Annotated in this window: 12 protein-coding genes and 1 pseudogene; 6 read left to right on the forward strand and 7 right to left on the reverse strand. The window is 63.6% G+C overall.

Annotated features, from left to right (window positions below):
- The 3 genes and pseudogenes from AC5Y5C_RS24735 to AC5Y5C_RS24745 all read left to right on the forward strand — a co-directional run.
- Positions 1 to 868 (forward strand): annotated as a pseudogene (locus AC5Y5C_RS24735) (hypothetical protein); the annotation flags it as partial.
- A gap of 89 nt (positions 869 to 957) precedes the next feature.
- Positions 958 to 1,386 carry a MarR family winged helix-turn-helix transcriptional regulator gene (locus AC5Y5C_RS24740; RefSeq protein WP_499977321.1) on the forward strand — a complete coding sequence of 143 codons (429 nt, stop codon included), beginning with the start codon at positions 958 to 960 and terminating at the stop codon, positions 1,384 to 1,386.
- Positions 1,383 to 1,814 carry a hypothetical protein gene (locus AC5Y5C_RS24745; protein ID WP_499977329.1) on the forward strand — a complete coding sequence of 144 codons (432 nt, stop codon included), beginning with the start codon at positions 1,383 to 1,385 and terminating at the stop codon, positions 1,812 to 1,814. Before AC5Y5C_RS24740 ends, AC5Y5C_RS24745 begins: the two co-directional genes overlap by 4 nt.
- On the opposite strand, the gene AC5Y5C_RS24750 is transcribed toward AC5Y5C_RS24745, so the two are convergent.
- The 4 genes from AC5Y5C_RS24750 to AC5Y5C_RS24765 are packed head-to-tail and all read right to left on the reverse strand — an operon-like array spanning position 1,776 to position 4,658.
- Positions 1,776 to 2,441: an enoyl-CoA hydratase/isomerase family protein gene (locus AC5Y5C_RS24750; RefSeq protein WP_499977322.1), complete on the reverse strand. Its 666-nt coding sequence runs from the start codon at positions 2,439 to 2,441 to the stop codon at positions 1,776 to 1,778. The two genes, AC5Y5C_RS24745 and AC5Y5C_RS24750, sit on opposite strands and share 39 nt — an antisense overlap.
- A 6-nt stretch (positions 2,442 to 2,447) precedes the next feature.
- Positions 2,448 to 2,891: an acyl-CoA thioesterase gene (locus AC5Y5C_RS24755; RefSeq protein ID WP_078296816.1), complete on the reverse strand. Its 444-nt coding sequence runs from the start codon at positions 2,889 to 2,891 to the stop codon at positions 2,448 to 2,450.
- On the reverse strand, positions 2,888 to 4,000 hold the full coding sequence (locus AC5Y5C_RS24760) for an alcohol dehydrogenase catalytic domain-containing protein (protein WP_499977330.1): 1,113 nt from the start codon (positions 3,998 to 4,000) through the stop codon (positions 2,888 to 2,890). Before AC5Y5C_RS24760 ends, AC5Y5C_RS24755 begins: the two co-directional genes overlap by 4 nt.
- A 25-nt stretch (positions 4,001 to 4,025) precedes the next feature.
- The gene (locus AC5Y5C_RS24765; protein ID WP_499977323.1) at positions 4,026 to 4,658 is read right to left on the reverse strand and encodes a TetR/AcrR family transcriptional regulator; all 633 of its coding nucleotides are present in this window, start codon (positions 4,656 to 4,658) and stop codon (positions 4,026 to 4,028) included.
- A gap of 74 nt (positions 4,659 to 4,732) precedes the next feature.
- Here AC5Y5C_RS24765 and AC5Y5C_RS24770 point away from each other — a divergent pair, with 74 nt between their 5' ends.
- Both AC5Y5C_RS24770 and AC5Y5C_RS24775 read left to right on the forward strand, forming a co-directional pair.
- Positions 4,733 to 6,304 (forward strand): flavin-containing monooxygenase, encoded by a 1,572-nt coding sequence (locus tag AC5Y5C_RS24770; protein WP_499977324.1) that lies wholly within the window; start codon positions 4,733 to 4,735, stop codon positions 6,302 to 6,304.
- A 52-nt stretch (positions 6,305 to 6,356) separates the two neighbouring features.
- The gene (locus AC5Y5C_RS24775) at positions 6,357 to 7,103 is read left to right on the forward strand and encodes an ArsR/SmtB family transcription factor (RefSeq protein WP_499977331.1); all 747 of its coding nucleotides are present in this window, start codon (positions 6,357 to 6,359) and stop codon (positions 7,101 to 7,103) included.
- Between the two features lie 3 nt (positions 7,104 to 7,106).
- Here AC5Y5C_RS24775 and AC5Y5C_RS24780 read toward each other — a convergent pair whose 3' ends face one another.
- Together AC5Y5C_RS24780 and AC5Y5C_RS24785 are read right to left on the reverse strand one after the other, a co-directional pair.
- Positions 7,107 to 9,992, reverse strand: a complete 2,886-nt coding sequence (locus AC5Y5C_RS24780; RefSeq protein ID WP_499977325.1) for an MMPL/RND family transporter — start codon at positions 9,990 to 9,992, stop codon at positions 7,107 to 7,109.
- Complete coding sequence (locus AC5Y5C_RS24785; RefSeq protein WP_499977326.1) at positions 9,989 to 10,432, reverse strand: MmpS family transport accessory protein; 444 nt, start codon at positions 10,430 to 10,432, stop codon at positions 9,989 to 9,991. The genes AC5Y5C_RS24780 and AC5Y5C_RS24785 overlap by 4 nt, the downstream gene beginning before the upstream one ends.
- Positions 10,433 to 10,496: 64 nt before the next feature.
- Here AC5Y5C_RS24785 and AC5Y5C_RS24790 point away from each other — a divergent pair, with 64 nt between their 5' ends.
- Positions 10,497 to 11,111: a TetR/AcrR family transcriptional regulator gene (locus AC5Y5C_RS24790; RefSeq protein WP_499977327.1), complete on the forward strand. Its 615-nt coding sequence runs from the start codon at positions 10,497 to 10,499 to the stop codon at positions 11,109 to 11,111.
- Here AC5Y5C_RS24790 and AC5Y5C_RS24795 read toward each other — a convergent pair.
- The coding region (locus AC5Y5C_RS24795; protein WP_499977328.1) for an HNH endonuclease signature motif containing protein at positions 11,040 to 11,556 on the reverse strand (517 nt) is incomplete at its 5' end. The two genes, AC5Y5C_RS24790 and AC5Y5C_RS24795, sit on opposite strands and share 72 nt — an antisense overlap.

Consider the following 11,556-nt stretch of genomic DNA (forward strand, 5'->3'; position numbering starts at 1 on the left):
AGCGAATCAGAAGGTGATCAATGATTTTGTGACGGCTATTGGTCAGTTGCCGGGTGTTCCGGCTGCGGTGTTGTCGTATCTGCAAGGGATCACGAAGCAAACGCTGCCGACAATCCCCACCATTCCGGGCGTCACCTCCTTGGTCACCCCCTCGTCGAAGCTGATCACCAGCGCTGCAGCGACTCAATCCGATGTCACCAAGACGGAAGTGGTCAAGTCTGACGTTGCCAAGCCCGGAGCTGTCGAGGAATCGACGAAGCCCGCCATCTCGGTGGAGCCCGTCAAGGTGACGACTCCGGCGGAGCCGGTCAAGTCCGTGGAAGCGGCCACCCCGGCGGAGCCCGTCAAGGTCACGATTCCGGCGGAACCCGTCAAGGCGACGACTCCGGCCGAGCCCGCAAAACCCGCCATCCCGGCGGAACCGGTCAAGGTGACGACTCCGGCGGAGCCGGTCAAGTCCGTGGAAGCGGCCACGCCTGCCGAGCCAGCCACCCCGGCGGAGGCTGTTAAGCCTGCGACTCCTGCGGATGCCGCCAAGCCTGCGGAGTCGAAGGTCAACGTGCCGAAGGTCAAACTGCCGACCCCGGTCACCAAGGTCGGAGCGGTCAGCGGCGGTGTTGCGCCGAAGACCGACGACTCGGCCACGGCGGGCAAGAGCGAGAAGGCCGATTCTAACGGCGCCAAGTCCGACAAGGGGGCCGCGCCGAAGAAGTCTGAAAATGACTCTTCAACTGCGAAGAAGCCCGAGAGCGCCGCGTCGTCCGCCGGTAAGTCGGAGTCCGCTTCGAGCTCCTCATCCAGCGACTCGCACTCAAGCGCCTCGACCGGTTCCACGCACAGCGACTCGCACAAGGCGTCGTCGGACTAGTACCCGGTAGCAAGCTCGAAGGTCCCCGCGCCCGACATGGCGCGGGGACCTGCTTGTAAGGGGCACTGACATAAGTCAACATCATTGACATGGAAATCGACGGAACCGCGACCCTGGGGTACTTGCTGACCCGCACCGCGACATCACTGCGCGGCAAGGTGGCGGCCCGGTTGGAGCCCATGGGCCTTAGCCTGCCGGAGTACATCTGCATGCAGATCCTGCGCAGCTACCCCGGCATGTCCAATTCCGAACTGGCTCGGCAGGCGATGGTTACCCGGCAGGCCATGAACGCGGTGTTGCACCGGTTGGAGCAGGAGGGCCTCATCAGCCGTCCGGAGAATGCCGACCACGGCCGGTCGCTGCCCGCTCGCCTGACCCGTCGCGGCAGCACCCAGCTGGATAAGGCGGTCGAGGCGGTGACCGCAGCTGAGGACGAGGTCATGGAGAAGCTGACCGCCGACGAGCGCCGCGCGTTAAAGGCCATGCTGGCCAAATGCGTTCCGAGTCAACTGCCATGAGACGTGCCGGGTGGCTGATCGCATTCACCGGTCTGGTGATCGGGTTCAGCGTCTGGCTTCCGTGGTTGCGGACCTCGGCCAGCGGCGGCGGCAGGGCCAACGCCATCGGCGGGGCCACCGGATCGGTGGTGCTACCGCCGGGATTCGGTGCGGGCCAGATGATCTTGCTGGTTTCGGCGCTGCTCGTAGTGGCCGGATGCATGGTGGGTCAGCACATTCTGCACCGCATCGCCCCGATCGCCGCAGGTGTACTGGCGCTCGGGCTACTAGGGCTGGAACTGTTGTATTACCGCACCAATATCAAGGCCCCGATCGTCACGGGCTATGGGTTCTGGGTCGCGATCGCGGCGTCGGCTATCGCGGTCGCGTTGGCCATCGTCGCCCTGCTGTCACGACCCCAGGCCGGCGAGCAGCAGTGGCACGATTGAGCCGTACATCCCGTACTTGACGGTACCGAGCGTATCCCGGTTCTTGCCCACCAGCGGTGTCACGAAACTCGTTGCGATAGAAAGCACTTGCTCCTCAGCCACGGCCGCGTCGACGATCTGGTAGTTCAGGGATTCGGAGCCGCCGAGGCGCCGGCCGCTGGGCATGGTGGCCGATGCGGCCTGTGGTGTCATCTTCCCCTGACACAGCGCCGACATGCCGGGGGTGAACGGCATCCCGAGGTCGACCTCGGGAAGACAGAAGAAACCGCGATCGGTGCGCATCACCCGGTAATCGCATGCCAGCGCGACCATGGCTCCGGCGCCAAAAGCGTGACCGTTGACGGCGGCGACGGTCGGTGTGGGGAACACCAGAAAGCGCGCCAGGATTTTCTGAACCTCGGTGATGTACCAGCCGAGCTTGTCGGGGTTGGCGCCCAGGAAGTCGACGTCCAGCCCATTGGAGAAGAACTTGCCACTGCCGGTGACGACCAGCGCGGAGGGGGCGTCGTCGGCGAGCACCTCGTCGAGCAGCGCATTGATCTGCTCGATATTGGCTGTTGTGAAACGGTTCTCGTCGGTGCCGAGCTCAAGGGTGTAGATACTTTCGGAGCGCTGCAGTGCTGGCATGTGTGGTTACCTCAACTGTTCGAGAGCTGTCGCTACTTGCTCGGGGATGGGCACAGGCGTGCGGGCATCGGAGTCCACATAGACATGGACGAACCGGCCCAGGGCGCGGGGAGTGTCTTCGACGACGCCGTCGACGACCGTGAAGACCGCGAGCTTGTAGATGACGCTGCTGCGGCCTCGGTGTTCCAGAGCCAGACCGATGGACAGCTCGTCGGGGAAGGACACCTCGGCCAGATACTTGCATGAGGTTTCGGCGACGACGCCGATGGCGGGCAGGTCGCGGATATCGCATCCTGCGGCGTCCATCAGCCAGCCGTTGACGGCGGTATCGAACCATGCGTAATAGACAACGTTGTTGACGTGCCCGTACACATCGTTATCGGCCCAACGGGTTTGGTGCAGGCGATGCACCGGGAAGTCTGCTTTGGTAGGCAGCTCTGGCTTGGTCATGCCGTCACCGTGCCTGGGCGCAGGATCTGTCGAACGGCCTGGCCGTCGGCGAGGGCGTCGAGCGCGATGTTGATATCGGTCAACGGCAGGTCATCGGACTTGAGTTTCTCCACCGGCAGTCGTCCGGCCCGCCACAGCGCGAGCATCGCCGGGATGTCCTGTTGCGGCTGTGCCGATCCCATGTACGAACCCAGGATGCTGCGGCCCTCGGCGACAATGCTCAATGCGGGCAGGGTGATTCGTGCATCGGGGTGCGGCAGACCGACCGACACGGTGCCGCCGCCGCGGCCGGTGAGTGCGTACGCCTGTTCCAGCACTGCTGCCGATCCGACCACCTCGAACACCCAGTCGTGACCGCCGGGCGCGTCGTCCGGTGCGCACGCGCTGGTGGCCCCGAGTTCAAGGGCCAGTTCACGTTTGGCGGGTACCGGGTCGATGGCCAGCACCTCGCCGGCGCCCGCGGCGGCCGCGGACATCACGACGGCCAGCCCGACACCACCCAGTCCGAGCACCGCGACCGAATCACCGGGGCGCACCGAGGCGGTGTGGGTGACGGCTCCGAAGCCGGTCAGCATGGCGCAGCCGAAGAGTGCGGCCGTGTCCAAGGGAACGTTCTTGTCGATGACGACTACCGAATTGCGGTCCACCACAGCGTGGTCGGCGAAACCCGAGACGCCGAGGTGGTGACGCACCTCGGTGCCGTCGAGGCTGTGCAGTCTGGTGCCGCCGCGGATGAGGTCACCGCGGCCGTTAGCGGCCGCGGCGTCCGGGCACAACGCGGGGCGGCCCGACGAGCAGTACCTGCAGGCGCCGCAGCTTGGCACGTACACCAGCACCACATGGTCGCCGGGGGAGACGTCGCGAACACCGGGGCCGACTTCGGCGATGACGCCGGCAGCCTCGTGCCCGAGCGCCATGGGCACCGGACGTATCCGGTTGCCGTCGACGACCGACAGATCCGAGTGACACAGCCCCGCGGCTTCGATGCGGACCAGTACCTCACCGGGGCCCGGTGGGTCGAGTTCCAGTTCAACGATTTTCAGCGGGTGTGTGTCGCGGTATGGTCTTTCGATCGGTGCCGCGTGCAGCACCGCACTACGAATTCGCATGGATGAGCCGCTCGCGCGAAGACTCTCAGGCACAGACCCCTCCGTAAATCGCATTGAGCCAGACGTGGAGCAGCGTATCGACAACGTCGTCGTCGGCGACGGCGGGTTGCTGACCGGTGAAGGTTGCCCGCATCATCGACTGGTTGATGAGGTTGAGTGCGATGGCGATATCGCGCGCGGGGATGGTCGCGGGCGCCGCCCCGCGTACGCGTTCGGCCTCGATGCCCACCGCCGTGTTGGCGACCCAGTTTTCCGTCACCTCGGACCAGCGTTGATCCAGTTCGGGGCTTGTTCCTTGCATGCTGGACAACGCGACTGTGAGGGCCCGGTGGGAGCCGAACGCGTCGAAGTAGGCCTTGATCACGGCGCGCCAGTATTGCGCGGGGCTCGTCATGGCGGCCGGGTCGATGCTCGCGACATTGGCATCGGCTTCCTCGATGATTCGCTCGGCGAGCGTAAGGAGGACAGCTTCCTTGGAGGGGAAGTAGAAGTAGAACGTCGGCCGGGAGATTCCCGCGCCGCGTGCCAGATCATCGACGGAGACGTCAGCAAGGGGGCGGTGGCCGAGTAGCTCCTCGGCGGTCGCCAGGATGGCCTGTATCCGCTCGTCCCCGGACGGGCGCGTCGTTTTACGGCCTCTTGTAGCCGGTTTAGCCACGTCTACCTGCGCATTCTATAAATTTCTCGACATACTGTTGACTTTCTCGACACTGCGTCGATAGCCTAGCTCTCATGACCGAACATGTCGACATCGTCATCGTGGGCGCCGGGATCTCGGGTATTGGCATGGCATGCCACATCACCCGCGACGTGCCGGGCAAGAAGTTCGTGGTGCTGGAGGCGCGCGAGCGCATCGGTGGCACCTGGGACCTCTTCCGTTACCCGGGTATCCGTTCCGACTCCGACATGTTCACCCTCGGCTACAACTTCCGGCCCTGGACGAGTACCAAGGGCATCGCCGACGGAGCCTCGATCCGCGAGTACGTCACCGCCACGGCGCGTGAATTCGGTGTGGACCAGAAGATCCGTTTCGGCCACAAGGTCGTGAGCGCCGAGTGGTCCTCTGAGCGCGGGCTCTGGACGGTGCGCGCCGAGCACAACGGTGAGATCGTGGAGTTCACCACCGAGTTCTTCCTGGGCTGCACCGGGTACTACAACTACGACAAGGGCTTCACCCCCGAGTTCGACGGTATCGACGACTTCACCGGTCAGGTGATCCACCCGCAGCATTGGCCCGAAGACCTGGACTACGCGGGTAAGAAGGTCGTCGTCATCGGCAGTGGGGCCACCGCCATGACCCTGGTCCCTGCCTTGGCTAATGGTCTTCGCGCAAGCGGCTCATCGACGGCCGGGGCGGCTGCCCATGTGACCATGCTGCAGCGTTCGCCCACCTATGTGGTGTCGCTGCCGTCCACGGATGCGCTTGCGGTGGCGCTGCAGGGCAAGGTGCCTGCCTCGATCGCGTACCCGATCGTGAAGTGGAAGAACCAGATGGTCAGCTTCATCAGCTACCAGACGAGCCGCCGCGACCCAGAGCGGATGAAGGGGATTCTGCGCGCGCTGCTGAAGCGCCAGCTGCCCGATTTCGATCTGGACAAGCACTTCACCCCGAAGTACAACCCGTGGGACCAGCGGCTGTGTGTGGTGCCGGATTCGGATCTGTTCCGCGCACTGCGCAAGGGCACCGCATCGGTGGTCACCGACCGGATCGCACGCTTCACCCCCAAAGGCATCCTGCTTGAGTCGGGTGAGGAGCTCGAGGCCGACATCGTGGTCACCGCCACGGGTCTGAACGTCCAGCTGGCGGCCGGCCTCAAGCCGGTCGTCGACGGCGTCGAGGTGGATCCATCGAAGTGCATCACCTACAAGGGTCTGATGCTGACGGGCATACCGAACTTCATCTTCACGTTCGGATACACCAACGCCTCATGGACACTGCGCGCCGATCTGGTGTCGCAGTACACCTGCAGGCTGCTCAATTACATGGACAAGACGGGGCAGGCGGTCGTGTGGCCGCTCGAGCCTGAAACGTCCGAGCGGCTGCCGTTCGTGGACTTGGACTCCGGTTACATCTCGCGTGCGGCCGATGCTGTGCCGCATCAGGTGCCGACGGCCCCGTGGCGTTCGTATCAGAACTACTTCCGTGAACTGCCCGTGCTCAAGTACGGGAAGGTCGCCGACAAGGGCGTCCGATTCAGCCGCGGAGCCGCAGAGTCGGCGACATCTGGCCGCGGAGCCGCAGGGTCGGCGACATCCGGCCGGGGCAAGGCCACTCACGAGGCACCCGTTGCAATAGGCAGGTAAATACCTGCATAATGGCCGGGTGCAGTCAGCGCCCGGCCATTTTCATGGGGACATGGTCTTCAAGGCTCTCGCCGACTCGACTCGGCGGGCGCTGCTGGATCGGCTGCACGAACACAACGGCCAGACTCTGAGTCAGCTCTGCGACGGCGTTGGAATGGCGCGCCAATCGGTGACTCAACATCTGGGCGTACTCGAATCCGCCAACCTGATCAGCACGGCTCGACACGGCCGGGAGAAGCTGCACTATCTCAACCCGGTTCCGTTGCATGAGATTCAAGAACGGTGGATCGACAAGTTCGAGCGCCCGCGGCTGCGGGCGCTGAGCGCCATCAAGCGACGAGCTGAGGAGTCAAACATGTCTCAACCAACTTTCGTATACACCACCTACATCAACAGCACGCCCGAGAAGGTGTGGCAGGCCATCACCGATCCCGAGCTCAGCGGCCAGTATTGGGGACACGCGAACGTGTCTGACTGGCAACAGGGTTCGCGCTGGGAACATCAGCGGTTGGATGGCTCCGGTATCGCCGATGTGGTGGGCACGGTGGTGGAGGCAGATCCGCCACGCAAACTGGTGACCACCTGGGCCGACCCGGCGGGCGGCGCTGAGTCCACCGTCACCTTCCTGATTCAGCCATACCAAGACATTGTGCGGCTAACCGTTACACACGCCGACCTCGCGGACCCGGCGGAGTATGCACAGGCCAGCGGTGGATGGGCGGCTGTTTTGTCAAACCTCAAGTCCTTCTTGGAGACCGGCGCGCCACTGCCGACCGAGCCCTGGGCGCAGCCCGAGTAGGCGTTACCCGCCCGCCGAGATGGGTCCGGTGGCGTCATCGGTGCCGACGGGTTTCGGCCCAAAAGGTTTCGGCCCAAAAGGTTTCGGCACGGGGCGAGAGCGCACATTGAGGGGCCACCAGAACCAGCGGCCCAGCATGGTGGCTATCGCCGGCGTCAAGAACGACCGCACCACCAGGGTGTCGAAGAGCAGCCCGAGGCCGATGGTGGTACCGATCTGGCCGAGAACGCGCAGATCGCTGAAGATGAAGGATGACATCGTCACCGCGAAGACCAGGCCGGCGGCGGTGACGACCCCACCGGTGCCGGCGATGGCGCGGATGATGCCCGTCTTCAACCCCGCACCGGTTTCTTCTTTGAATCGGGAGATCAGCAGCAGGTTGTAGTCTGCCCCGACCGCCAGCAAGATGATGACCGCCAGCGGGAAGATGACCCAGTACAGCGGAATTCCGAAGATGTACTGCCACACCACCACCGACATCCCGAAGGATGCCGCCAGCGATAGTGCCACCGTCCCCACGATGACCATGGCCGCTACGAGGCTGCGCGTCAGGAACATCATGATGAGCAGGATGAGGCCAAGCGAGGCCAACGCGGCCATCAGCAGATCGTATTTCTGGCCTTCGGCGATGTCCTTGTACGCCGAGGCGGTTCCGGCCACGTAGATCTTGGCGTCGGCCAATGGGGTGGCCTTGATGGCATCGAAGGCCGCTTCCTTGATCGCGTCGATGTGCTCGATGCCCTCGGAGGTCTGCGGGTCTCCTTGGTGGGTGATGATCATGCGCGCAGCTTTGCCGTCCGGGGACATGAACAGCTTCATGCCGCGCTTGAACGCGGGATTGTCGAACGCCTCCGGTGGCAGATAGAAGGAATCATCGTTCTTCGCGTCGTCGAAGGCCTTGCCCAACTCAGTTGCGGTGCGGGTGGATTCCTCGTTCTGTGTATTGGTGCCGTTGTTGATGGCGTAGTTGGATTGAGTCAGGTCGCGGTTCTTCTCCTGTATCGCGATCTGGGGCGGTATGAGATCGACGAGTTTGGGCTGCAGTGCGTCGAGTTTGTTGAGACTCCCGGTGACCGTCTGCAGCGCGTCGACCAGTTCATCGATGCCATCAAGGGCATCGAAGACGGATCGCAGAGCCGCGCAGAAGGGGATGTCGAAGCAGTGCGGTTCCCAGTAGAAGTAGTTGCGTATGGGGCGGAACTGGTCGTCGAAGTTGGCGATCTTGTCCCGCAGGTCCTGGGCGACCGCGACGGTCTGCTGAAACCCCTGGGTTTGTTCGTGCGTGATCGCGGCGCTCTGTTTCTGAAGTGCCAGTTGGTTTTTCAGCACTGCGATGGTTTGCGTCATCTGGTCGGCCTGTTGGGACAGATACAGGGCCTGATTCTGCTGCTGGGAGAGATTCATCAGCTGACTGGCACTTGATGCACTGATCTGAAAGGGAATGGAGGAGTGAGTGATTGGCGTACCGAGGGGGCGGGTGATCGATTGGACCAGAGCCACGCCGCGGGCGTGGAGAACGGACTTGCCGACGCGTTCCAGCAGAACCATTCCTGCCGGGTTACGCATATCGAAATCGGTTTCGATCATGAGAAGCTCGGGGTTGAGCCGTGCGACGGAGAAGTGCCGCTCTGCTGCGGCGTATCCCACGTTGGATGGAACCGAGCTCGGCATATAGATGCGGCCGTCGTAGGTGGTCTTGTACCCGGGCAGCGCGAGCAGCCCAACGAGCGTCACCACGCACGAGACCACGAGAATCGGTCCGGGCCAGCGCACGATTGCGGTGCCGACGCGGCGCCAACCGCGGGTCCGCATCGCACGTTTGGGCTCCATCAGTCCAAAGCGGCTGGCAAGCACCAGCACCGCCGGCGCCATGGTCAGCGCCGCGGCCAGTGTCACCAGCACTCCGAGCGCCGCGGGCACACCCAGGGTCTGAAAGTAGGGCAGCCGCGTGAACGACAGGCAGAGCAACGCGCCCGCGACGGTCAGACCCGATCCGATGATGACGTGCGCGGTGGACTTGAACATCGTCTGATAGGCGGCCAGACGATCTTCACCGGCCGAGCGGGCTTCCTGATAGCGGCCGACGAAAAATATCGCGTAGTCGGTACCGGCGGCGATGGCGAGCATGGTCAGCAGATTCGTGGCATAGGTCGATAAGCCGATGACGCCCGTATGCGCCAGTGCCGCAACGATTCCACGCGCTGCCGATAGTTCCACAAGGACCGTCACCAGAACCAGTGCTGTGGTCGTCAGCGAGCGGTAAACGATCAGCAGCATGATGGCGATGACCGCGAAGGTGATGACGGTGACTTGGGCAGAGCCCGCGTTGCCTACCTCGAACTGATCGGTGATGGTTGGGGCCTCGCCGGTTATGTAGGCCTTGACCCCGTCCGGGGCGGGCGTGTCCGCGACGATGCGACGTACGGCGTCGACGGATTCATTGGAGAGCGCCTCGCCCTGGTTGCCTGCGACGTAGACCTGCACGTACGCGGCCTGACCATCCTTGCTCTGCGAACCGCCCGCGGTGATCGGATCGCCCCAGTAGTCGGCGACGTGCTGAACATGTTCACGGTCGTCCGTCAGCCGCTGCACCAGCGTGTCGTAGAACTGATGTGCTTCGGCGCCCAGAGGTTTATCCCCTTCGAGCACGACCATGGCGGAGCTGTCCGAGTCGAACTCGTTGAAGACCTTGCCGATATGTCGCATCGCCATGGTGGACGGTGCATCGGCGGCGTTCAGGGGTGCGGACCGTTCTTCGCCAACCGCTTCCAGTTGCGGCACGGTGGCGTTGGTTACTGCCGCGATTGCCAGCCAGAACAACACAATCGGCACCGCGAGCCCGCGGATGATCCTCGCTGCCCGCGACTCTCCGGCGTGATCGGCGCTCATGCGGACTTGTCCAGGCAGGTGGTGTAGCCGTTCACGATGGTGACGGTCCTTTCGTCCTTGACGATGCCGTCCACGGTGATGCGGCAGCCGGTTACGTCACCGTTGCCCTGCGCGCGCAGATCGGCGAACAGGGTGGGGTCGTTGGTAACGAGCTCGTGCGACCACGGCAGCGGCGCGTTGTCGACGCGGTGCGGTTGCGCCATTTCATCGAGAAAGTTGACGGTCGCGGTACTCCCGGCAGAACCAAAGACCTCAAGCAGGACGCGCTTGGGGTTGTAGTTGGTGTTCTCCATGGCCTGGTTGCCGGGGCGGGACAGCTCGACGTTCGAGCCGAATACGCCGTGTAGTCGAGTAACACCGAAGGCCACCACCGCCACCACTGCGGCCGCAACGAGTACCGTCCACCATCGTTTGAGCAGAGTCCAAATCCAGCCTTGCACCAGCGCCCACGCCCTCTCGATAGTCGCTGACCGACCTTGTGGAACGGTACGGTACCGTACTTCCATGGCTAGCGATATGTCAACGGAGTTGACTAAGGCGGCGAAGGGGCGATCGGGCTCGCGGTGGACCGAGCGGGAGTCGGAGCTGCTGGCGGTCACCCTGCGTCTGCTGCAGCAGCACGGATACGACCGCTTATCGGTCGACGAAGTCGCCGCCGAGTCGAAGGCGAGCAAGGCCACGATCTATCGGCGTTGGCCGTCGAAGGCGGAACTGGTGTTGGCGGCTTTCATCGAGGGGATGCGCGCCCAGCTCGTCCGGCCTAACACCGGCTCACTACGCGAGGATCTGCTGCAGATCGGGACCAATGCTCTCGCCGATGTCCGGCGCAACGCGCCCATCATGCGCGGTCTGCTAAACGAGATAGAACGAAGTCCCGCCTTGACCAAGGCATTTCGGACAAAGTTTGTTGACGAACGCAAGTCGTTGATTGACGACGTTCTTGCTGCCGCCGTCAAACGAGGGGAGATCGACGTTTCTGCCGTCAACGAGGAACTCTGGGATCTGCTGCCGGGGTATCTAGTGTTCCGCTCGTTATTGCCAGTTCGGTCACCGACGGCCAACACCGTCCGGACCCTGGTGGACGATGTCATCATGCCTAGCCTGACCCGAAAGCTCTGACGCACCAGCGAAGTTCAGTTGTGGTGGGGGTATCCATTCGGTGGTGCCGTTGGTGTGTTTTCGGGTGGTCCAGCCGTGGTTGAGGAGGCGGTGGTGTGGGCCGCAGGCGTAGGTGAGGTTGTCGATGTCGGTGTTGCCGCCATCGGCCCATTCGGTGATGTGGTGGGCTTGGCAGAGGTATCCGGGCACGGTGCAGCCGGGGTGGGTGCAGCCGCGGTCCCTGGCGTGCAGCACGATGCGCTGATCGGTGGTGGCGATGCGTTTAGAACGTCCCAGGTATAGCGGTCGGCCGTCGTCGTTGAAGATGGTGAGGTAGTGGTGGGCGTGGGTGGCCATGCGGATCAGGTCGCGCATCGGTAGCCGGGTGCCGGCGCCGGTGATCGCGATGCCTGCGGTGTGTTCTAACTCGCGCAAGGTGGTGGTGACCACGACGGTGACCGGTAGT

The sequence above is a fragment of the Mycobacterium sp. NGS15 genome (genome assembly GCF_059813245.1).